Genomic DNA, 22,050 nt, shown 5'->3' with positions numbered 1-22,050 from the left:
AGCCGCCGTTTAATTTATAAAAACATCAATAAAATCAATAATATAAATACCCCCGATTTTTTGAGTTTGTGATTGTCATCACCGATTATAAAAATTTTTGAACGCTCAACAAAGCATATGATAGAGTTATGTAACTTAATTTTAACATTACATAAACATATGTATCGAAAAAGCGCTGTAGCAAAACATGCTGAATTTATTCATAAAATGATATCTAATGGTTATCGTTTTGTTGTTATGCGAGATGGGAAAATTCAAGAAAAATACCGCTATAGATATGAAGCTGATAGGCATAAGCGCAAAGGGATTTCAATCATTCCTATTGAAAGATTATTAGAAGATTAAGCCGCCTATGGCGGCTTGTCGTCATAATCATCTGGCGGTGGCCTGGTGGGCCATGGTGGGATATCACTCATCGTCGTCTACCTCTTTTTTTTGCGTTGTTGTTTCTGGTTCGATATCAAAATCATCTACCGTGGCAAATTCATCCTTGGCCCGCTGGTGGATTTCCTCTTCCGACATTTCAACGGGTTTCATGCTCCCAGCCATGCTTTGCCGAAAGTATGGAAAAAGATGATTAGTGAAAAATTCCTTACCCCCATTAACTAGCATTCGTCCCAATGGGGATTGCATAAATTTAATGATGCCGTCTAAATCATTCATTTTAATAATTCCCGCGCTAGTGGATCATCTATCATCCGAACAAAGGAGAGGCGCGGCTTTCCATCAATGCGCGTTCCTGCACCATATCGATCCGCTAACACAGGAAAGGTGTTATAGGCCAAAATCGCATACTGTTTATCGGTCTTGATGCGGTCAAACAATTTACCCAAATTATTCAAACTGGTTTTTAAATCCTTGGGTACGGGTAAATATTTTATTCGGCTGTTTAACTTTTCATAAAGCGCCTTTATCGGCGGGAATGCGAGTTGTGCGCGACTCATGCGCCCGCTGGTATTCGGGCGCGTTTCACGCAAAATTTTTCGCATTTCGATAACACCAGGATTAAATTCCCAATCGTCAAAAATAAGCGCGTCACCACGTTGAGCCGCTTTGACTAAGGCCATATGTTCGGACATTTAAACCCCCGCAAAATTTTGTTTGGCTTTATCTTTCGTTGAACGAATTATTTTTGCTGTTTGCCGCTCTGGTTCTGGTTCTGGCTGTGGTTGCAATGGTGTTTTTTCTTCAATCTCTGTTGGTTCCACAACGGAATTAACGAGAGGTGGATTCGTTTCTGGTAAAATTAATTTCTCGTTAACTGTACGTTCTACCAGCATTTTTATGACATCAGGCCATGATGTAGTCGGATTTGTGCCTTCTAATTGTTTACGCAACAATTTGAAAACCTGCACGTCTGCCGGTTCTGAATAGCCGTTTTCTCTTTGAAGCTGAAGCCGCAGGGTTTCCAGGTAACGATCATCATTCAGCATGTGGAGCAATTCTTGCCCATCCAATGATAGCAATGTGTATTGCTCGGCCAGGCGAACCGTTAAGCGCGGTTCCAGTGATTGTACCAGGCGAAGATGATAGGCTTCATTTTCGTTGAATTGGTCAGTAACCATAATCCCTTTACGCGGGCCAACTTCATAATAAGCAATATTGCTATTATCTTGAATGTAAGTTAATGCGCGTTTCAGGCCGTCAATTGTTAAAGCTGCCATGTGATGCCCCATATAGAAATTGTGAATATGAAAATTCAGACAAACGATTGAATCAGAGAAAAAAAGGGGCCATAAAGACCCCTGGATCCTCATCAGATTTGTTCCCAAATACTGCCATTCCATTTAAGAGTTAAATATGATCCTGCGGTAGTTAAAGCTGTTGCAGAAACATTACTTGCCCCTAAAACAGTCAGTGATGTAATGCCTAATGCAGTTTCAACAACTACATACCCCTCTTCACAATCTTGTAAAGGTTGCAAGACGATTGTATAAGTCGCCAGGACTGCCGCATTATTCAATACTTGAATAGCAACGCGATCAGGGAATGCTCCAATAACAGTAGTACCGCCAGCCACCGCGACGATTGGAGCTAATACGACGGGGGCTTTAACCTTTGGGTGGCAGCGATGCCCATTGCGATTATTATGGCATTCTCGGTCATCGTCATGACGTTCGCGACGTTCACGACCTTCCCCGCGACCTTCTTCAATGAAGTGGTCTTTGCGGTTATGATCATTGCGGTTATGGTTATCAACTACGTTGTCATCACCGAACCGCTCATCATAATCGCCGCGCACGCGTCCGTGACCATGCCCCCGGCCTTCCCCGTTATGGTATTCATGCCCGCGACGCTCATCATGCCCGCGACGGTTATGATTAAAATCATCGTTATTATCACGCTGATTTGATTCGTGGTTAATTACAATAGCCATATCTTTTTTCCTTATAGGGGGCCGCTTAAGACCCCCGGCAGATGATTACAGAACGCTGTGATCGTAGGCGAATGTATTTGTGTCTGACAGCTGAGAGCCATTAATCACGCCGCCATGGCGATGCCCCCGATGTTCCCCGCAATGGGCAGGCGCAGCCGTACATAGGCGTTGAGTATGTTCACCATATGGCGCACCGAAACGAAGCATAGTTTCTTGCTCGTAGCACATACGGTCATAAATTTTTTCTTCTTTTTGAATAATTTTTTCTTCCATGCACTGCATATCATTAAGTTGTTTGCGGGTATAACCCATTTCATAACCCAACTTATCAATGCAGCGCATAGCGTCATGGTGTTTATCAATATCGCGAACATGGTTTTCAGCTGACCGGTGATGACCAGCCCACACAGCCCAGATAATCACGATAAACGCGATAAAGGCCAGGATGCCCCAACCCACGCCAACAGCGGCATAATCTTTGTGGTGGTATGGATACCCGGCATGAGGGTGATAATCATGATCATGATGTTCAATATTGATCCCTTTATCTTCAGTCATTGCTTTTACTCCCGATTTTTTTTGGATGGGTTCTTTCACTACATCGTCGTCGTCGTCATCTATAAGTGGCATATGAATGCTTTCCTGTGGTTATATCCACACCATGAATGATTGACGTTAGATTGATCTATATCAATATTGCTTAGCAAATAGTGACGCCTATGGGTAACGCGCTTCCCCGCCAGCGGTGTAGATGCTGCGGCACACTTCAATATTTATGTGAATGTGGGCGATGGTTCACGCCTACGAGGTCAGATCAAAAATCCTGTAATAAAGCCTGTAAAATGCGAAAGATGCGGGAGCGGAAAATGTCGATCTCGAAAATTTTAATAAATGGTAAAAAATATCATTTATTAGCTGAAGTATTAGATGGTGATTCAATTTTTTTAGCAGTAAAAATCTATGACCATAGTAAGAAAATCTGGATTCATGAACTGAAACCGAAAAAATTAATAAAAGAATAATTCCCACTTTATTTTTAAATATCTAATGCCCAGCGGGGTGAGGATTAATGAAAATGTCTGACAAAAGCCCTGAAGTATGGGCGGCAATTTTTGCGTGGTTAGTATCAATAAAAGAGCAAGGGATCGCGGCGGTGCTTGCTGGTGGCATGGCATATTTGCGCGGGAAGTATCAAGGGGATGGAACATGGAAATCTCTTCTTGATGCGCTGATGTGTGCTGTGTTTGGCTGGTTTATTAAAGATGCGCTATCTGTTATTGGCGTTGGCCCGGATTGGTCATATTTTGCAAGCGTTGTTATCGGATACCTTGGGACAAGCTATTTCGGTGGCAAGATAAAGGATCTTGCCGATAAAAAAACAGGGGCAATAAAATGACAAATAAATTTATTTTCAGCCAGCGCAGCGAAGGAAATCTAAAGGGTATTCATCCTGACCTGATTAAAGTCGCTCGGCGGGCGCTGGAATTAAGCGTTGTAGATTTCGGCGTGATTGAGGGCTTTCGCACCATGGAACGGCAGCGGCAGCTATTGAGAGAAGGATCAAGCCAAACGCTGAAAAGTCGACATCTGACCGGACACGCTATTGATGTGGCCGCATTCATTGGAAAGGGTGTTTCCTGGGAATGGCGATATTACGAGCAGATTTCTACGGCGTTTAAGAAAGCGAGTTCTGAATTAAAGATCCCCATTGAATGGGGCGGGGATTGGAAAACGCTTAAAGACGGGCCGCACTTCCAGCTACCTTTTGAGGCTTACCCCTAATGGAGCTAAAAAACATCAGGATAACGGCCATTGTTCTGATGATTATCGCTGGCGCTATTTTTTACGGTGGAAAGCGATATGCAGATTATCAATGGCAACTCAAATGGGCGGATCGCGACATAACTGATAAGGCCGCACAAGCTATTCAGGAAGCCGCCAACCGCGCCGTTGAACAGAACATGCAAAACAAGGTTGCGGAGGTAAGCGAAGATGCAGCTAAAAAAATCGATGCTATGGAAACTGATGTTATTTACGCTACTGATGCCGCTGATCGGCTGCACGGCACAATCAGCGACTTACAGCAAAGATTGCGCGACAGTCAAGGAACCGTCAATTCCGCCATTGCCGGAAAACGCGAAGCAGAAGCCCGCGCGGCCCGCTTGTTTGCCGAACTGCTTAAGCAATCTGACCAGCGAGCGGGGGAATATGCGGCAACAGCTGACGACGCTCGAATTAGGGGATTAGCTTGCGAACGTGCATATGATGTAATTTATAGGAAATAAAAAATGACCATTACATTTAGTCCTGAAGAAAGAACTGAAAAAATCTGTTACATCAATGAGGCTATGGCTCAAGGCTACAAAAAAATGTTTCATCTGCCCTTTCGAATGATGAGCGACGTACAGCTACGTGATGAGCATGGGAAAGCGTGGGAATTCTTCAACACGCAGACCGCCAAGCATGATCACGCCTGCGTCAACTGCTTTACTGATCAAGGGCCATGCCTGGATGAATGCGCAATTGGTGATGAAATTGGCCTTATCGGTGAGTATTATTTTACAGCGGCGCAAGGTGATCACCAGGCTAAGGAAGATGATCTAAAAATTAATCCTATGCCATACGTTGAAGCCACCCCTGATCCATTGCATTTGCTGACGTTCTGCGTGTTATTGCTACGCGGTGGCCGGGTGGTAATTGGTGAAGATATACGCCCTAACTTTGAAGGTTATGATCCAGATGTAGGGCAGAAAGCCGCACGCTCTAACGCGTTAAAGAAAGCCCAACAAATTATGGCGCTAAAAGAAACTGAGCAAAAGAAACCAGCCAGCTTTGAAGAAGCCGCCAAGCCGCTGATCAAGTGGATGGCTGAGAACGTCCACCCTCATCACACAGCGGTCATCACATCCAACAGTGCGGAGCTACTCGAAACCAAAATGTGCAGCCGTACAGACGAATACCTGAAGGATTAAGGCCATTACAGGTGGCGTTCTAAGAGCGCCACCGATAATGGATTTTTTTTATCAAAGCGATCCAAAGCTGGTGGCTGAATTTTATGATCTTCTGAAAAAATCATGATTGAGTGTGTTTTAAAGAATAAATGATCTGTTTTCAGGGTGGGCGGTATCGCCGTTTGCCAGGGTTATATTTTACAAAGCAGCAGGAAATTCTAAATGAACATCAGTGAAAACGGTTTGAACCTGATCAAGAGCTTTGAACATTGCCGGTTACGCGCTTTTAAAAATGATGGTGGCGAGTGGATCATAGGCTACGGCTGGAAGCGCCCCATAGACGGACTGGAGTTGCACGAAGGCATGATCATAACCAAGGCTAAGGCCAACGAGCTGTTGCTTAAGATGATAGGCCGCTATGAGCTTCAGTTAACTGATGTGATCACTGTTGAGATTGGGCAACGTCAATTTGATGCACTGATGAGCCTGGCTTGCAGCATCGGATCAAAAGCGTTCACCGCATCCAGCTTGCTACAAAAACTGAATGCTGGCGATCAAGAGGGCGCGGCGGAAGAATTTTTATCCTGGTCAGATTTACCGGGACGCTGGACACCGTTCGAACAAAGACGCCGCATTGTAGAAAGAGAACTATTTTTATCGTAGGTAAGCTATGACTGACTCAGACGGGGGCCAACTCAGGATTGATTATTGTGCTGGTTTGCTCACGATCCAGGGTGTAGCAGATAAGCATGGTGTAAAAAAAACCACGCTGATCGACATGGCGAAAAGATTGGGATGGGTACGTAAAAAAAAACCTTCTAAGACGGCGACTAAAAAAATCGCTCAAAAAAAAATTAGTCGGTCATCTGGGAGAGAAAAAAAACAGTCTGAAATAACTGATGATGATGGCACAACGTTATCAATCGATCCTGACGAATACGGGATAACAGTCCAACAGGCTTGGTTCGCGTACTGGTTCACGGTCACAAAAAGCCGCGTTGAGGCTTACCGTAAGGCTGGTTACACCTGCCAGGGCAACACGGCCTACGCTGCGGCCAGTCGCCTGTATAGGGATGTTAAGGTTAGACGGGCAATTCGTGACCAGGAAGCCAGGACGGCAAAGCGTTATGAAGCCGATCTCGACCAGGTGATCAATCAGCTGATGGCTATCATCAATGCAGACCCGAACGCGCTTTCTCAGTACCGGCGCGTTAACTGCCGTTTTTGTTGGGGAGAAAAAAATCACTACCAATGGCGGGATCTGGATGAGCAGTTAAAAGCGGAAAAAAAAGCGGAGACTGATAAAAAACCCCCCGTTGATTTAACAGGTGGAATAGGATTTGTGGAGAACATGGATCCTAACCCTGATTGCCCCCGCTGCCAGGGTGAAGGCATTGGGGAAACGTTTTATTCAGATACGCGTGATTTAGATGGTGATGCCCTGCATTACTTTGCTGGTGTGAAAGAAAGCAAATTTGGCATAGAAATTTTAACTGAAGATAAAAAAGCAGCGCGGATCCAGTTGATGCAATTGCTCAACTTCCGCCGCACTGAAAGAGCGCAGGCATTAGATTTGCAACGCCTACAGCTTGCCAATGAGAAATTACGCGCTGAAATAAACAACCTTAAACAGACGGGCGGTGATGAAACGATCATTGTTCACAACGCGCTGAAGCCGCCAGGAAGCGAATGATCGGGGCATGTAATGAGAGAAATATTCATACCCGAATTACACACCGGGCAGGAAAAAATATGGAAGGAAGGAAGCCAGTATCGATATAACGTAGTTCGGTGCGGTAGACGTTGGGGTAAAACGGCGATGTTGGTGACGATAGCAATTAGCTATGTCACTAATAAATTCAAGGTTCCAACTTCTAAAAAAATAATTGCTGGCCGCGTGGGTATTTTTACCGCGCAATATCGACAATACCAGGAAATTTTTGATGAGTTAGAGGAAGCGCTAGGGCCATTAATAAAAAGTAGTTCCCGGTCTGAAAAGCGTATTCTTTTAAAAAATGGCGGGAAAATAGATTTTTGGGTAACGAATGATAATAAGCTTGCAGGACGTGGGCGAAAATATCATGCCGTGCTCATTGATGAAGCGTCATTTACTAAATCGCCGGAAATGCTGGCGGAAATCTGGCCTAGAGCTATTAAACCTACGCTGTTGGACTATATAGGTTGCGCCTGGGTATTTTCTACGCCGGATGGGATTAACGATGAAAACTTCTTCTATGCGATTTGTCATGATCCAAAATTAGGATTTCATGAACATTACGCGCCGACTTCATCTAATCCGTTTATGTCGCCGGAAGAATTGGCAGAAATAGAAAGGACTTCTGATCCGCGTGTATGGCTGCAAGAATATTTGGCTAAGTTTGTTGATTGGTCAAAAGATGCGTTATTTGATATCAATAAATGGCTGGTGGATGGTAAGCCGGTTCCCATGCCGGAAACCTGCGATTTAATTTTTGCTGTCGCAGATACTGCGCTCAAGGGCGGGACGGAAAACGATGGAACAGGCGTTGTATATTATGCTTACACTTACAATTACGTCCCTAGACCACAATTAGCAATTATTGATTGGGATGTAACGCAAATAAAAGGCTCGTTGCTGCCTGAATACATCCCCAATGTTTATTTAAACCTTGAGCGTCTTTCACTTCTTTGCAAGCCACGTATGGGCAGTGCAGGAATATTCATGGAGGACGCCGCAATGGGCGCTATCTTGCTACAGAAGGCCGAAACGGAAGAATGGGATATGAAAGCCATTGATTCCGAGCTTACAAGCAAAGGTAAGGATGAACGCGGCGTAATGGCTTCAGGCTACCATTACCAGGAAATGTGTAAAATCACTGAGCAGGCATTTAATAAAACAATGCCATTTAAAAACACTGAGGCTAATCACCTTTCAAAACAGGTTGCCGGGTTCCACTTGGCAGATAAAAAAGCACATATACGCGCTGATGATCTGCTAGACGGCTACATGTACGGTCTGATTATCGCGTTCGGGAACGGAGCAGCATTATAATGGCTGAATTAACGAATGTAGGCGGGGTAGGCTCGGAGCTATCCCGTTTATTACAATGCGCCAACATTACGCCAGGTGATCAAGCAAGTTATGAAATGTGCAAAATCATTTGGGCTGAGCATCCATTGGGCGGAAAGCTGGTGGAAAAGCCGATCACGATGGCGTTATTTAAACCACGGATTAATAATGTCGATGATGATCCGGATGACAAAATCGTCAAAGCCTTTGAGGATGCCTGGTTAGCCCTAGGTGTGACCGAAAAAATTCGTAACCTCTTCTTTCTGGTGCGTTGCTACGGGGCCGCAGCAATCGGCGTAGGCACGATAAATGAGAAAAGCGAGGATCCACTAGGTGGGTTTGGCTTATCGGCTGATAATATTTTTATCAACGTATGGGATCCGCTAAACGCTGCCGGTTCCATGGTGACGGATCAGCAACCGAATTCACCAGATTTCCAACGTCCTGATGACACATTAAACATTTCAGGTCAAAAATGGCATCCATCACGCACCATGAAAATTTTTAACGGTGCGCCAATTTATCTTGGCTATCAGCGTTCGGCCTTTGGTTACACCGGGCGATCAGTCTTTCAGCGTGCGTTATACCCGTTACAATCATTTATAAACACAATGGTCACTGATAATTTAGTCAGTAAAAAAGCGGGTGTTATCATTGCTAAAGTACAGCAAAATTCATCGGTGATTTCTAATTTAATGGGAATTGCAAACATTGCCAGGCGAAAGGATATTAAGGACGCAGAAAACGAAGGTGTATTAAGTATTGGACAAAGTGACTCTATCGAATCCATGGATTTACAAAATATTGATAAAGCCATGACGACCGCTAGAGATAATATAATTTCTAACATTGCAGCCGCCAGTGATACGCCTTCATTTCTGATGAAAGATGAAGCGTTCGCAAATGGCTTTGGTGATGGCAAAGAGGATTCGAAAGCTATTGCTCAATATATCGATAGTGTGCGACAAACTATTGAGCCGGTTATTTTATTCTTTGAGCGTATAGTGCAATATATCGCGTGGAGTGAAGATTTCTTTAACGCATTAAAAGCATCTAACCCGGAAATTATTTCCGGTGAATATCAAGAGACTTTTTTATCATGGCGTCGTAGCTTTAGGTCTAAATGGCCTGAATTAATGGAGAAATCACCAGAAGAAAAACAGGATGCTGATTCAAAATTGATTGTTAGGGCAATAAAATATGTATCCGCTATGGCTCCATTAGTCGATCCCATTAACAGGACGAAATTAATTGAATGGTCAAATGAAACAATAAATACTACCTATGTTGCGAAAAACAATCCTATTGTATTTGACTATGAATATTTACAGGAAAATGCCCCACCATTACAGGTAAGCGATAATGGCCAGCAAGACTTATCGGAAAAAGACATTATATGAAACGCTAACCGATGCAATTAATTATTATATTGATCGCGGTTGGGATTCAGAAAAATCACTACTCAGTTGGAGCAATAAACTAAGGATTGCCGCAAATAGAGAAAACGATAATCTTGATGTCACGCGAAACCATCTTAAAGCCGTATACAGGCGGCTAGTTATCGATGGTGGCGCATTACGTGATCAGCCTGTTGATGGGCCTAACAGGATTACATTAAACAACATCAAGCCTGATTTAAGGCGTGAATTGGATAAGCGTATATTTATGGCGGCTGATTTAATTAAATTAAATCGCGAAACTGCTATAAATAAAACGGTTCAACGCTTTCAAGGGTGGGTTTCATCCGTGCCGCCTGGTGGCACATCTGCGGTAGATAGGAACGCACAAAAGCAAGCGATTAAAAGTTCTTTGATGGAACAATCCTTTATTAATCGACGTGTGGCGATTGACCAGGGCCACAAGCTTGCTAGTGCCGTAACTCACATCCTATCCATTCAGGGTGGCGCTATAGCGTTTCAATGGCATTCTAATTGGCGTAGGCCCGGATATAACTTCCGCGTAGACCACAAAGATCGCGATGATTTAATCTACCTGATCCGTGGTTCCTGGGCGCTTGAGAAAGGGCTGATTAAACCTGTTTACGGCTATTATGATGAAATCACCGCCGCTGGTGAGGAAGTTTTTTGCAGCTGTAAGGCATTGCCGATTTATGCCCCGCAAAAATTGCCGCTCGAGTTTTTAACAGAAAAAGGGAGGCTAGAATTTGTTAACTGAATTCGAATTAGCAGAAAATATCCGTGATGGCACTATTCCTTCACCGATGAAATTTTCTAGTATGTGGCTCGTAAATCTGCGGATAACCGGCACTGGCTTAGCTTATAGAGCCGGTATAGATGAACATGTATGGCGCGATCCTGATATTTATTTAAATGATGAATTTCTAAAACGCTGTAATGGCCTGCCGGTTATTATGAATCATACCGATGATGGGAGATTAACAGAAAAAGATTTTAAAGAAAAAGTAGTGGGTAGCGTAATGTTACCCTATATCAAAGGCAATGAGGTTTGGGCGGTTGTTCGCATATATTATGAGGATGCCGTTGATAAAATACTGACCGGAAAAGTATCTACCAGCCCATCAGTAATTTTTGACGACGAATCTGGAAATATTGAATTAAAAATCGATGATTCAACGATGTTAATCGAAGGAAAACCGTTTTTAATTGACCATATCGCATTAGTAACAGCGGATCGGGGTAGTTTGGGCGTCTGGGATGTAGATAAAATTCCGGCAGGTATTGAAATTACTAACACAGGTAAATTAGATATGAACGAAGAAGAAATGAAAGCGCTACTGGCTGGCATGTTCGGCGAGGTAACGAAAACTATTAATACAAAATTTGATGCCCTGACCACGCGAATGGATAGCATGGAATCATCAGCGCAACAACGGATCGAAGCGGAAGAAAAAGAAAAGGTTCGGGCAGAAAAAGCCAGGGCTGACGCAGCCGCCGAAGAGGAAAAGGCGAAAGCTGACGCGGCAGAAGAAGAGGCGAGAAATAAGGAGGCCGAAGAAAAAGCGAAAGCTGACGCTATGGAGGCCGAAGAAGAAAAAGCCAAGGCTGATGCCGCAGAACAGGAAAAAAATGTTATGGCTGATGAGGCTGATCTTACAGCTGCACAAGTTAAAGCGGATTCCGCTTATACTGCCTGCGGTAAAAAAGCCCCGTCGCCATTCAGTGGTGAAAATTCCTTGGCTTATCGCAAGCGCGTTTTGGCTGGGCTGCAAAAATATTCCGAGCAACACAAAGATCTCAATATTAAAGTTATCGCTGATGCTGCGGTATTGTCGATGGTAGAAAAAGAAATCTTTGCAGATGCGCAGGCATCCATTGCGCGGGAAATCGCAAATAAACCAGGACAATTGATTCAAACTGTCAGACATGATGATGCGGGCCGTCCTATCAAAGAATATAAAGGCGATATGGATGTTTGGCTAAATTCTGTTAAATACCCAGGTCAAAAATTAGTCCGTTTTAACACACCAGGAGCAATGAATTATGGCGCTAAGTAATGCTTACAAAACAGGCCCGGCATTTAAAAATAGCTTTAATGTCGATTCAACAGGGCTAACACAGGGCGACGCTCAAGACGATCCAGCCATTCGCCTATCATTGGCAGCGGGTATCATTGCTGACGATGTTGTAGGCTCACTGTGGGGTGGGTTGGCGCTGAATGCCGCTATTCCTCAAGCGAAAAATAATGCCCTGGGCGCGGTAATTCGTCCCGCTACGGAAACTAATGCCAATTCGTTTTGCGTATTCAACCAGGCCAACCATGGGGTAATTAGTCCGAGCAGTGGCGTTCCCCAATATATGGCGACTAACGGCATCCATTTTTATCGTATTGGTTCTGGCGCTCGTATTCCATTACCTATCAGCCCACAAGTGGCGGCATTGGCTGATGGTTCTACGGCAGTCGATGAACATACGTTTTCATGGGATCCGGTAAATAAACGAATCGACATAGCCGCCAGCGATGGCATGGCTATTAAACTGCTACTTGTTTCAATGACCGGCAACATGGCGGCAGAAGAAGATAGCGCAACTAAAAACGTTAACTGGACTGACGCCCCATTGGGACTATTTCAGATTTAAATTGAGGGTACATAATGAGCACATTTGCACCAGCGTATGTTACGCTTAATCCATCAATGATGTTGCCTGACATTGCCATGCAATATTCGATGGTAACAGGCGCGTTTGATTTACTACCAAGTTCCCGGCCTGAAGTGAAAATTGGCACAAATGATCTTTTGGTTTACCAAAAAACATTGCGCCTCACCACTCAGAACTCAGTGAGCCAATCCTTACCTAATCAGCTGATGTCATCTTCTGTTGTTCCTGGTTATACCCAGATGATGACATACCGCATTGCTACACGTTCGCAATACGGGCTTTATGACGATACCGCCGCTAGCCAATGGGGCTACGCGTTGCCCGCAGCCCTACAGCTTGCAGCGCGGCAAGGTACGGCGCAAACGCTGCGCGTTATGTTGCTGTACGGAATGCAGCCATCAAACGGCGAAGGCATCGTAAACGCACCGAATGCGATGACTGTAAACCTTGGCGCTGATAGCCATGGCGAAACGGCGTATACGCGTTGGGATAACGGCGAATTGGCGCAAGCGCTGTTAGGTCATATTGCAGCGTTGAAAATTCGCATGTTGATGTTGGGCCAGCCAGCGCGGATCGTCGTGTGCGGGCCGCAGCGCTTCTTAAGTCAGTTGTCATACACTGGCATTGTAGAGCTGACGAGCTATCAACGTCCGGGCGCTGGTACATCAACAACTGGCGTTATTGTGCAGACAATCGCAGGTGAAGCCGTTGGCGATGATGTGATTTTCACAGTTGATGAAACATTGCTGGAAAAAGGCGCTGGCGGTGCTGATCTGATTATCATCAGTGCGCCAGTGTTGAACGTTCCTAGCAATGATGCGGGTATCAACACGAACATTTTCGCCAGTTTGACGCCTAACCAACGGGCGGTAAATCAGATGTTCTGTGATGTGGCCGCGCCTACGGAAATCACGACCCCGATTGCTGACGGCGCTTTAACTACGCTGTACACCATGCGATCAACGCCGGGTTGGACGCTGCGATCTGAAGGCGTAACGTTGCTTTCTGCGATGTATGGTTAATATTAATTTTCCCTCATGGCGGCGTAATGCCGCCTTTTTTAAGGATATTTATGAAACTCTTTATCGGAAATTGCACCGCACAACTTCACGCATTTAATTATAAATTGCCTGAGCGCACACAAAATTTTGTCAGAGAAATTAAATCTGGCGAACAGATCATGATCGAAGGTAACTCAGATGAAATTGCCGCGATCATCCACCAGCACAAGCCATATGGTTTTGTTGATGTGAAAAAAATTCCATCTGATTTTTCCGGGCTGTGTTATTCGCAGGATAAACAGATCGAATTACCAAAAATCCGCCAGGCTTATGAGGCCCGCGTTGAATTCTTGGATCAACGAGCGCAGGAAATCCGCGATAACAGCGTTTTATCCATGAATAACGAATTGACGCAAGTCGCCAGAAATCACGGTAAAGAAGAAAAATCTGGCTTTGAAATGACAATCGAAGGTCAGCCGCTTGAGCCGTCGCAAACAGAAGAGACAAAGACATTCAAACAAAAAATTAAAGTGGAGAAATAAAATGATCGGGGAGCTTCCAAGCTTTGAAGGATTTTTAAAATTCGTCCGTAGTTATATGGAAGTTCCTGTATCTGCTATTGCTGATGACAGTTATTTTTTGCAATGCGCCTTTGAAGTCGCTAGCGAATGGATGCCGAAGGGAACGGGGCTAGAAATGTTGCCTGCCATGTATAAAACATGCGTGTATAACCTTGCCGCCTCTTTTCTTTTAAATTTCGCTAATGACATTCCGCCAGGCACTTTTTTTGCAGATGCGCGATCAAAATTGGGGCTTGGCAAAAAAGTTACTGGCGTTATGACAGCCGCAGCCGATCAAGGAACATCCGGATCAACGGTTATAGGTGATGCGCTGAGCAATTTAAGCTTGGCGGATTTAATGCTATTGCAAGATCCATATGGGAAAGTTGCACTGGCGATCCTAATGGAGTTGGGGCCGTATTGGGGGCTGACGCGATGAAAATAAATCTTGGCGTAATTGATATCCCTTATGACTACGGGATTGCCCCGGCAACGACGCACCAGGTCGCAGACGATTTAGAAGATCGCTATCAGCTTTTCACAAATTTTTATCATGAGCATGAAGAGGAGATCATAAGGGAAGTAAATGAAGCCATTACGCTACAGCTGATTAATCATATCAGTTACGGAGCGCCTTTTGATGAATCAGAAATTATTTTAAGCGGTGTTGTTAAAGCATTCAGTCTTTTTCTTGAGCGTGAGGAAATGGCCGGATTGGACGTTGACGGCGTTCCTACGCTTGCGGCACTGGAAGGCATTAACAGCCGTTTAAAAATCCATCACGGCCCGCGCAGGCCGTCATTTATCGATGGCGGTCTATTCCTTTCATCTGTCACTGCCTGGATAAGTTTCGATGCCTAGTTTAGAAGAATCCGCAAAAACAGCGAGCACGGATTTATCAAATGTTTTGCAGGCCGCTGTAGAAACCATTTCAGCACATCAGCAAATCACATTTACGCTTTATGTGAAACAGGTTTTGCCGCTGGACGGTTATGTATTTTGGGTAAAAGCAAGCGTGGTAAACAAGGAGGAATTAAAACGGCTGGGGTTTGATAATGCGCCGCTAACGGTAAAAATTACTGGCAGCTTGCACCGCCAGGCAGTCATAGAACAAACAGAAACCGCATCACAATCAGTAAATCATATTATTTTTACACCGCTTGAACCGATTGCAGATTTTAATGTACCTAGTCCCCAGGGGGTTTATCTTGGTGAATATGATGGCGTTCAATTCACTTTTTCACGTATGGAAAGTAAATATACGCAAGCAGGAATTTTTCATTATCGGGGAAACGCGGTTTTACCAACGCTAAAATCTCAAATCATCAACGATCCCGCAGATATCGATACTGATTTGATTTTATCTAATAGTATCCCTATCTGGATGAGATTAAAAAAATACGGGACGGTTTACCCGTCTTATCTATCACCGTCTGACATGATACCGCCTTATATTGTTGCTGATGTCAAAGAAACACAGCCGCTACAGGCCGCAGCTAATTTATTTACACGCTCACAGCATGTAGTTGATAAGGTGCGCGTAACGCTATACGGATTAAATAACGCTCAAGCCCTAAATTATATGGATTATATCGTTTACAATGCATGTGATGAAGAAGGCTATGGGATAAGCAATTCCCCGGTAATGATTGATGATAAATTAAATCAAGTTGAAATACATGCTTTAGCAAAGAAAAAGCATATCGACTTTGAAATAAATTATTATCAAAAGACCGCAAGAGATATTGCGCTACAACTAATCAAAGAAGCTTTCATTCATTTGGAGATTTTATAATGCCGGATACTTCAGATTTTCAAATCGTAACAATAAACGTAACGCAAACTATCGGCGCGATCCCTTCAACATTACAAAAAACTGCGGCGCTCGTTTCAAGTGGAGAAACAACGCTTGAGGCGGGTACATCACAGTTAATTACGCAGGCTTCCGATTTAAAGGATATTCTCAAGGCAACGGGAACGGCATCGATTACAGCTATGACAGAAAGCTTTTTTGCTCAAGGCCAAAATCAAGCCGTATATATTTATGAAACCGGCAGCACTGAGGCAGTGGCGGCAATTGCAAATCTGAAAGAATACATTGATGATCCAGAATTGCGATTTTATGCATACACAGTTCCCGCATCTTGGGATGGCATTGCAAGCTTTATTAGTTTAGCGGCGGCACACGAGACTACAACATCTATGTTATATTTTTTCGTTGATATAGATGAAGATGATGGAAAAAACCCGTATGAGGGGACGAAAAGCGTTATCGTAACCCGGAAAAGCGATGATGCTACAATCAGTAATTCTGCCGCGTTTATGTGGAATCTGGTTAGCGCTGATCCATCTGAAATTAACAAAGTTCCACCGATGGCATTTCGCTTCATGTTCGGCGTAATCCCCTTTGCCAAGAGAAAATCAGTAAAAACACTTTTGACCAATGGTTATATAAATTATATTGGCGTTGGCGCTGAAGGTGGGATTAGCAATAAAGTTTTGTTTAATGGTATGTCATCAGATGGCAATGATTTGACTTATTGGTATTCAGTAGACTGGATCCAAATTAACGCGCATCTTGCATTGGCTAATGAAATTATCAATGGAAGTAATAACCCAATAAATCCGTTGTATTTTAATCAGGATGGCATCGAACGCTTACAGCTTAGAGCACAAAGTGTCTTTAATTCTGGCGTTAGTTATGGCCTGGTTAATGGTAATCCAACAGTTAACGCTGTAGGCTTCAGGCAATATGTGAAAAATAATCCAAATGATTACGCCATTGGCCGATATGCAGGATTGTCGGCAGAATATACCCCAATGCGTGGTTTTGTGAAAATTGTCTTTAACATTAACGTTACTATGCAATTGCCATAAACATTTCTTAATCTAAATAGTGGGAATAAAATAAAATGCCTAATCCATTTGTTTCGCAAGGTGTATTCAATAAAGTTAGAGCGTCTGTGAAATTCACACAGCATCCAGAATTAAACATTACCGCCGCATACTTAACCCAGGATGCTATAGACATTCAATTTCAAGGCGATGCGGGCGTATTGCTGCCTACCATGACTGGTGGCGCACCGTCCCCTAATCCATACCAAATGATCAATGTTCAAATTCATTTGGTGCGTAGCCAGGGGATGGCGCAACTATTTAAAAATCAGATTGAAACGGATACTTTTTTAGGTGAGGCAAAAATTTTCTCAGATACAACAACGCTAGGCGATTTCGTCATACGCAGCGCAACCTTGCGTTCTGCGGGTGATGTAAGTTTCGCTGGACGTGATCCGGCGTTCCTTATCTCAGTATTTGGGATTTATGACGTTAACAAAGATATGTGGGATTTATAAAAATGGAAATTTCAAGAAAAATGAATTTGGTCACGCCTGTTGAAACTGATACAGGCGTTATCTATGTGCATTCCGTGCCAATCTCTAAAGAAATTTACCGGGAACATTTTTTGCCCTTGAGTAAAACCTTTGCCGCCATTTTTGGACAGGGATTAAATGTGATCGCTGGCCCGCGCGTGGCTTATATGATGCTTGAAAATATTTCAAAACTCGATCAGACGTGGGAAGGTGCGCACGGTGTAAAAAATACACTAGTGCAAGAAATTATCAGAAATTCAACGGCGATTGTTCCCGTCGAGGGTAAAGGGTGGGAAGAAATTCCCCTGGACGTGGCGATCAGTCGCGATATTGTTGATCCTGATGATGTGCTAGGCGAGATTGTTTTTTTTACTTGTGTTTACACCATCAACAAGCCAGCGCAGGCCAAGTCACTGATGGAGGATGTGAGTTCTCTATGGGGCAGTGTCTATACGTCGCAAACTGCTACGGAGTGGCTAACATCATTGCAGACATCGATCAACAAAGAGAATACTGGCGGGACGGAGAAAACCTCATCAGTTCCATCTTAGAGTATATAACTCATGATGGAATTAATGCCTTTATGCGTGAGTACGGTTTTAATATTAATACCGCCGCAGAACTCCGCGAACTCATGAAACATAAAAGGAGCAAAATATAATGGCAGAGCCAATCCCCACACTAGTTATTAATGTTGATAACGAAAAATTAAAAGAAACCCTATCACTTTATGAAAAATTACGTGAAGTGGCCGAACGTTATCAGCGTGATTTTCCGGGATCTGCCCCTCCTTTAAATGGTGGCGCTGGCGGTGCTGGTGGCCCTGGTGCGGCTGGCGGTGCTGGCGGTGCTGGCGGTGCTGGCGGGGCTGGTGGTGCCGGTGGCGCTGGCGGTGGCCGTGGTGGCGACCAGGGGCGCTTTCTGGCTAACGTGGAGCGACTGGCTAGAGGGATCAATAAAACATTTGGCGAAGTTAATAAAACAATTGAAAAAACCATCGGCGGATTAAAGGGGCTGTTTGAATCTGCTTTAAAATGGAGCGTGCGGATCGCGTTAATCGGCGGGGGTAGTCTGTTTGGCTATGACATGATGGCCCGCCGCGCCTCACAGCAAGCTATGGCCGCGCAAGGTCTTAACGTGCCTGTAGGGCAAATGCAGGCCGCGCAAAACGTCTACGGTAGCCGCATATCGGGCGTATCCGGCATTATGCAAGGATTGGCCGCAGCGCAACAAGATGTAACCAATCCCGCTTATCGTGGTCTATTGGCGGCAGGCATCGATCCGACAAAAGGAGCGGGAACCAATCTACCTTTGCTTTTTCAAAAAGTAGCAGAATTAACAAAAGGAATGAAAGATACCGGCTTAGCCTATACCACAATTAGTAGTCGTGGCCTGGGGGGGTTAATCAGCCCTGAAGTGCTTAATCAGATCATGGCTAACCGGGAAAATTTACCAGGATTAGCCCGGCAATTTGAAACAACATCAACACAATTAGCATTGCCAGAAAATGTTAATTCATCATTTCAAAAGTTGATTACAATTTTTGATACCAATAGCGATTTAATGGCTAATTCATTTAAAACATGGGTTAGTAATTTAAATGGCCCGATTGGTGAATTGGCTACTACATTTACTCAGGCTGTTGATAAATTTCTAAAAGGCCCAAATGGTAAGGCTGTATTCGATACTATTCGGGAAGGTCTTGAAACCTTCAGCGCATGGATCAGCAATCCAGGTTTTCAAAAAGATTTGGGAGACTTTAGTAAAGCGATTGCAGATATAGTCAAGGCTATTGCGAGGGGGATTATCTGGCTCGGTAGTTTGCTGGGCGGTAAGGACGATCTGTTAATTAATCAGATAAGAGATAATGCACTTAACTCTTTGAGTAACCCGAAAGTAAACAAATCTATTAGCTCGTCTTTCAGTCAATACAACGCCGCACCTCATGAACCAGATCCCAGCGCATGGGGTTTTGTTAAAGCTTTGGGCAAAACTGCTTTTGGCCTTCTGACTGGAGTCGGTGTAGATGATGTTGAAGAACGTTGGAATGCCGGTGGATGGTCAAATTATGAATTAAATAAAAATGAACCAGTACAACATGCACAATCAACAAGGCGCGTAAATCGTGGAAGTTATGCGCAGCTTGAAAATCAATATAATCTTCCCGCTGGTATGCTAAGCGTTGTTGAAGATGTTGAGTCTGCCGGGAATAGATTTGCCGTTTCTTCAGCTGGCGCTAAAGGCCCGTTTCAATTTATGCCAGGAACAGCTAAGGATATGGGCTTGTTAGGCGGAGAAGTCTTTGATCGCGAAAAAGCCTCAAAAGCCGCAGCGAAATACCTAAATAGTTTATTGAAAAGATATGATGGCGACGTAGCAAAAGCCGTAGCCGCTTATAACTGGGGTATGGGCAATGTTGATAAGCATGGGCTAACATCACTCCCTAAAGAAACCTATGACTATCTAAATAAAATTCTACCACGGCTTGGTTATGAGGATGAATTATCCCGAATAGCTCTACGTGATGGCCGTTCTACAGATAAAAATCCAAATAGGGTTAAATTGGATGTTGAGATTAAACAAACACCAGGATCTGATATAACAGCACAAATTGCCGCTAATATGTATTCGCCTATAGTGGTTCCATACTAAGGAACAATTATGAATTTATACGAAAATGCTTTTTCGTTGGCCTTTCAAAAAACGCCAATCTTGCTAGTTGATGGCATTGCGGAATCCATACCTGGTGGAATCATGCCTATTGCCGTGTTAACAGATGGATTAAGTTTAGTTAATGGGCTTTTACAAGGAAAACTCAGTGATACGGGGTTGGATGCGGAATTATTGACAACTAACTTTAGAGTAGTTCCAGGCAGCACACTAATCGCTCAAGATGTCGGCACGTATCCATTTTTTAATATGGCTACCGCTGGCAATGCGACGATCAAAAGGCCAAATAGAGTAACCATGAATATGCTAAAACCAGCAACCACTAGGGATGGCGGTTACATTACGAAGCCTATTACATTTACAGGGATCAAGATGGCTTTAGATAAACATCATGAGTTGGGAGGAACGTACACTATTTTAACCCCTGCTTTTATCTATGCTGGCTGTGTGATGCGTTCAATGACGGATATTTCAGGGTTTAGCGATCAGATTAAGCAAGTACAATATGAATGGGCATTCGAATTTGAACAACCTCTTTTATATATTTCACAATTAGATATTGTCATGGGAAATCTCATGGATAAATTTACTCAAGGAGTATCGTCACCTGGTGGCAATGTTTGGTCAACAATTAAACAGTCTATATCAGGATTATTCCCATCATGACCGTATTTATAGCATTCACACCATCAGATAAAGCGCCTTTCAGATTTACGGCAAGTATAGGCGGGCAAACTTTCTTCATCACGATCCCATATAATCGTTATGCAAATCGCTATTATGTTCAAATCAGCGATGTTAATAACACAATCGTTATTTATACTCCGCTAGTGGCATCCCCAGATAATTATGATATTAATTTGGCGTTACCTTATGCGCCAGGTGCTTTAGTTTATCGGGAGAGCACGAAAAATTTTGAGGCTACATAATGCGTTATTATCGAATAGAATTAACTGATGCAAGTGGTAAGCCTGTTACTGATGCAAACGGAATGAAGATTTTTCCCTTATACAGTGTGCCAGAAAAAGGAGAAAGACAAATTTCAGCACCGTTACAAGTTGCATTTGATATAAATACAATAACGATGGATTTACCAGCGCAAGGGGCAATGTTAGTGATTTATGGTTTGCCATTATCCATGTTGAGGCAGGCGGTAAATTTACAAAATAGTATCGTTACTATTTATGCTGGATTCTCGAAAGGTTTACCGTTAGCGAATTCTGCACAACAAGGAATGATTTTAACCGGGCGCGTATGGAGTTCTTACGGAAATTGGGAAGGCGTAAATCAAACGTTAAATCTTATTATAAACCCTATGGAATATACCACTATTGATGGAGAGCCTATAAATATAAACATGTCTGGAAAAAAAGGGGAAAAATTAGCTGACGTAATTACAAGAACATTAACAGAGGCTTACCCAAACAAAAAAATAACTGTAGATATTCACCAGAATTTAATTTTGCAAGAAGATTGGATCGCGCCTTTTCGTACTTTGACGCAAATGTCATTGGCGTTAAAAAATATCACAATTGGAATGAATGGTGGTTTAAGATATTCCGGTGTTAGAATTGTGGTGCAAAAAGGTGAAATTAATATTTTTGATAATTCAGTCACGGCGGAGCCTATAAAATTCTATGCTCAAGATATTATAGGGCAACCAACATGGGTTGGCGGAAATGATCATTTCGCAACTATTTCCGTAAAAACCCCGATGAGAGCAGATCTTAGTGTTGGTGATCATGTGACATTACCTATTGATATTATTAATGGCCCACTATCAATTTTGAGCATTGGTAGCCAAATGTCGATTATTAATGAAACTCAAAGATTAAGTTTTACGGGGATCTATGTAATTTTGGGAATCCGGCACATTGGAGATTTTTACAATGGTTCTGGTGAATCATGGGTAACAGTGTTTGAAATGGTTGAAATTAGTGAATGGGAAAAACAAAATAAAAGAAGTTAATTAAATAAATCCATCTTAAGGGG

30 protein-coding genes are annotated in these 22,050 nt (G+C 43.4%); 25 read left to right on the top strand and 5 right to left on the bottom strand.

From position 1 onward, the window contains the following. Positions 1–72: 72 nt before the first annotated feature. Positions 73–345, top strand: coding sequence for a hypothetical protein (locus tag ACRDCA_RS12530; protein ID WP_438689801.1), 273 nt, complete (start codon positions 73–75; stop codon positions 343–345). 63 nt (positions 346–408) lie between these two features. Here the strand turns inward: ACRDCA_RS12530 and ACRDCA_RS12525 are convergent, their stop codons facing one another. The 5 genes from ACRDCA_RS12525 to ACRDCA_RS12505 all read right to left on the bottom strand — a co-directional run bounded on the left by ACRDCA_RS12525 (position 409) and on the right by ACRDCA_RS12505 (position 3,007). Continuing rightward, positions 409–663: a hypothetical protein gene (locus ACRDCA_RS12525; protein WP_438689800.1), complete on the bottom strand. Its 255-nt coding sequence runs from the start codon at positions 661–663 to the stop codon at positions 409–411. After that, positions 660–1,079 carry a hypothetical protein gene (locus ACRDCA_RS12520; RefSeq protein WP_438689799.1) on the bottom strand — a complete coding sequence of 140 codons (420 nt, stop codon included), beginning with the start codon at positions 1,077–1,079 and terminating at the stop codon, positions 660–662. Before ACRDCA_RS12520 ends, ACRDCA_RS12525 begins: the two co-directional genes overlap by 4 nt. Next, complete coding sequence (locus tag ACRDCA_RS12515) at positions 1,080–1,664, bottom strand: hypothetical protein (protein ID WP_438689798.1); 585 nt, start codon at positions 1,662–1,664, stop codon at positions 1,080–1,082. Positions 1,665–1,756: 92 nt separating this feature from the next. Continuing rightward, the gene (locus tag ACRDCA_RS12510; protein WP_438689797.1) at positions 1,757–2,377 is read right to left on the bottom strand and encodes a hypothetical protein; all 621 of its coding nucleotides are present in this window, start codon (positions 2,375–2,377) and stop codon (positions 1,757–1,759) included. A 45-nt stretch (positions 2,378–2,422) separates the two neighbouring features. After that, positions 2,423–3,007, bottom strand: a complete 585-nt coding sequence (locus ACRDCA_RS12505) for a hypothetical protein (protein ID WP_438689796.1) — start codon at positions 3,005–3,007, stop codon at positions 2,423–2,425. A gap of 236 nt (positions 3,008–3,243) precedes the next feature. On the opposite strand from ACRDCA_RS12505, the gene ACRDCA_RS12500 reads away from it, so the two are divergent. The 24 genes from ACRDCA_RS12500 (at position 3,244) to ACRDCA_RS12385 (ending at position 22,027) form a co-directional block, all read left to right on the top strand. After that, entirely contained in the window at positions 3,244–3,399 is a 156-nt protein-coding gene (locus ACRDCA_RS12500) for a hypothetical protein (protein ID WP_438689795.1), read from the top strand. Between the two features lie 53 nt (positions 3,400–3,452). After that, positions 3,453–3,773 (top strand): phage holin, lambda family, encoded by a 321-nt coding sequence (locus ACRDCA_RS12495; protein ID WP_438689794.1) that lies wholly within the window; start codon positions 3,453–3,455, stop codon positions 3,771–3,773. Beyond that, positions 3,770–4,159, top strand: coding sequence for a M15 family metallopeptidase (locus tag ACRDCA_RS12490; RefSeq protein ID WP_438689793.1), 390 nt, complete (start codon positions 3,770–3,772; stop codon positions 4,157–4,159). The genes ACRDCA_RS12495 and ACRDCA_RS12490 overlap by 4 nt, the downstream gene beginning before the upstream one ends. Then, on the top strand, positions 4,159–4,662 hold the full coding sequence (locus tag ACRDCA_RS12485) for a DUF2514 family protein (protein WP_438689792.1): 504 nt from the start codon (positions 4,159–4,161) through the stop codon (positions 4,660–4,662). The genes ACRDCA_RS12490 and ACRDCA_RS12485 overlap by 1 nt, the downstream gene beginning before the upstream one ends. Before the next feature lie 3 nt (positions 4,663–4,665). Continuing rightward, positions 4,666–5,349 (top strand): Gp49 family protein, encoded by a 684-nt coding sequence (locus ACRDCA_RS12480; RefSeq protein ID WP_438689791.1) that lies wholly within the window; start codon positions 4,666–4,668, stop codon positions 5,347–5,349. Between the two features lie 201 nt (positions 5,350–5,550). Continuing rightward, entirely contained in the window at positions 5,551–5,991 is a 441-nt protein-coding gene (locus ACRDCA_RS12475; protein WP_438689790.1) for a lysozyme, read from the top strand. Positions 5,992–5,998: 7 nt separating this feature from the next. Further along, positions 5,999–7,021, top strand: coding sequence for a terminase small subunit (locus ACRDCA_RS12470; protein WP_438689789.1), 1,023 nt, complete (start codon positions 5,999–6,001; stop codon positions 7,019–7,021). Positions 7,022–7,033: 12 nt separating this feature from the next. Continuing rightward, positions 7,034–8,359 carry a terminase gene (locus ACRDCA_RS12465; RefSeq protein WP_438689788.1) on the top strand — a complete coding sequence of 442 codons (1,326 nt, stop codon included), beginning with the start codon at positions 7,034–7,036 and terminating at the stop codon, positions 8,357–8,359. Beyond that, positions 8,359–9,777, top strand: a complete 1,419-nt coding sequence (locus ACRDCA_RS12460) for an anti-CBASS protein Acb1 family protein (protein WP_438689787.1) — start codon at positions 8,359–8,361, stop codon at positions 9,775–9,777. The genes ACRDCA_RS12465 and ACRDCA_RS12460 overlap by 1 nt, the downstream gene beginning before the upstream one ends. Continuing rightward, positions 9,740–10,552 (top strand): hypothetical protein, encoded by an 813-nt coding sequence (locus ACRDCA_RS12455; protein WP_438689786.1) that lies wholly within the window; start codon positions 9,740–9,742, stop codon positions 10,550–10,552. The genes ACRDCA_RS12460 and ACRDCA_RS12455 overlap by 38 nt, the downstream gene beginning before the upstream one ends. After that, positions 10,542–11,852 carry a DUF2213 domain-containing protein gene (locus tag ACRDCA_RS12450; protein WP_438689785.1) on the top strand — a complete coding sequence of 437 codons (1,311 nt, stop codon included), beginning with the start codon at positions 10,542–10,544 and terminating at the stop codon, positions 11,850–11,852. The genes ACRDCA_RS12455 and ACRDCA_RS12450 overlap by 11 nt, the downstream gene beginning before the upstream one ends. After that, entirely contained in the window at positions 11,839–12,435 is a 597-nt protein-coding gene (locus ACRDCA_RS12445; RefSeq protein WP_438689784.1) for a hypothetical protein, read from the top strand. Before ACRDCA_RS12450 ends, ACRDCA_RS12445 begins: the two co-directional genes overlap by 14 nt. A gap of 14 nt (positions 12,436–12,449) precedes the next feature. Further along, positions 12,450–13,478 (top strand): hypothetical protein, encoded by a 1,029-nt coding sequence (locus ACRDCA_RS12440; RefSeq protein ID WP_438689783.1) that lies wholly within the window; start codon positions 12,450–12,452, stop codon positions 13,476–13,478. A 50-nt stretch (positions 13,479–13,528) separates the two neighbouring features. Then, entirely contained in the window at positions 13,529–13,999 is a 471-nt protein-coding gene (locus ACRDCA_RS12435; RefSeq protein WP_438689782.1) for a hypothetical protein, read from the top strand. Between the two features lies 1 nt (position 14,000). Further along, positions 14,001–14,456: a hypothetical protein gene (locus tag ACRDCA_RS12430; RefSeq protein WP_438689781.1), complete on the top strand. Its 456-nt coding sequence runs from the start codon at positions 14,001–14,003 to the stop codon at positions 14,454–14,456. Continuing rightward, positions 14,453–14,878 carry a hypothetical protein gene (locus ACRDCA_RS12425; protein WP_438689780.1) on the top strand — a complete coding sequence of 142 codons (426 nt, stop codon included), beginning with the start codon at positions 14,453–14,455 and terminating at the stop codon, positions 14,876–14,878. Before ACRDCA_RS12430 ends, ACRDCA_RS12425 begins: the two co-directional genes overlap by 4 nt. Then, positions 14,871–15,812 (top strand): hypothetical protein, encoded by a 942-nt coding sequence (locus tag ACRDCA_RS12420; RefSeq protein ID WP_438689779.1) that lies wholly within the window; start codon positions 14,871–14,873, stop codon positions 15,810–15,812. Before ACRDCA_RS12425 ends, ACRDCA_RS12420 begins: the two co-directional genes overlap by 8 nt. Next, positions 15,812–16,894 (top strand): hypothetical protein, encoded by a 1,083-nt coding sequence (locus ACRDCA_RS12415; protein ID WP_438689778.1) that lies wholly within the window; start codon positions 15,812–15,814, stop codon positions 16,892–16,894. Before ACRDCA_RS12420 ends, ACRDCA_RS12415 begins: the two co-directional genes overlap by 1 nt. Before the next feature lie 35 nt (positions 16,895–16,929). After that, positions 16,930–17,370, top strand: a complete 441-nt coding sequence (locus ACRDCA_RS12410) for a hypothetical protein (protein WP_438689777.1) — start codon at positions 16,930–16,932, stop codon at positions 17,368–17,370. A gap of 2 nt (positions 17,371–17,372) precedes the next feature. Next, positions 17,373–17,939 (top strand): hypothetical protein, encoded by a 567-nt coding sequence (locus ACRDCA_RS12405; protein WP_438689776.1) that lies wholly within the window; start codon positions 17,373–17,375, stop codon positions 17,937–17,939. Between the two features lie 109 nt (positions 17,940–18,048). After that, entirely contained in the window at positions 18,049–20,040 is a 1,992-nt protein-coding gene (locus tag ACRDCA_RS12400) for a lytic transglycosylase domain-containing protein (protein ID WP_438689775.1), read from the top strand. A gap of 9 nt (positions 20,041–20,049) precedes the next feature. Next, positions 20,050–20,724, top strand: coding sequence for a hypothetical protein (locus ACRDCA_RS12395; RefSeq protein ID WP_438689774.1), 675 nt, complete (start codon positions 20,050–20,052; stop codon positions 20,722–20,724). Continuing rightward, on the top strand, positions 20,721–20,987 hold the full coding sequence (locus ACRDCA_RS12390; protein ID WP_438689773.1) for a phage baseplate plug family protein: 267 nt from the start codon (positions 20,721–20,723) through the stop codon (positions 20,985–20,987). Before ACRDCA_RS12395 ends, ACRDCA_RS12390 begins: the two co-directional genes overlap by 4 nt. Continuing rightward, the gene (locus ACRDCA_RS12385; RefSeq protein ID WP_438689772.1) at positions 20,987–22,027 is read left to right on the top strand and encodes a hypothetical protein; all 1,041 of its coding nucleotides are present in this window, start codon (positions 20,987–20,989) and stop codon (positions 22,025–22,027) included. The genes ACRDCA_RS12390 and ACRDCA_RS12385 overlap by 1 nt, the downstream gene beginning before the upstream one ends. The last annotated feature ends 23 nt before the right edge of the window (positions 22,028–22,050 follow it).

The sequence above is a fragment of the Serratia sp. (in: enterobacteria) genome, assembly GCF_051654945.1.
Classification (GTDB): domain Bacteria; phylum Pseudomonadota; class Gammaproteobacteria; order Enterobacterales; family Enterobacteriaceae; genus Chania.
This window is presented reverse-complemented; position numbering and strand designations above follow the sequence as displayed.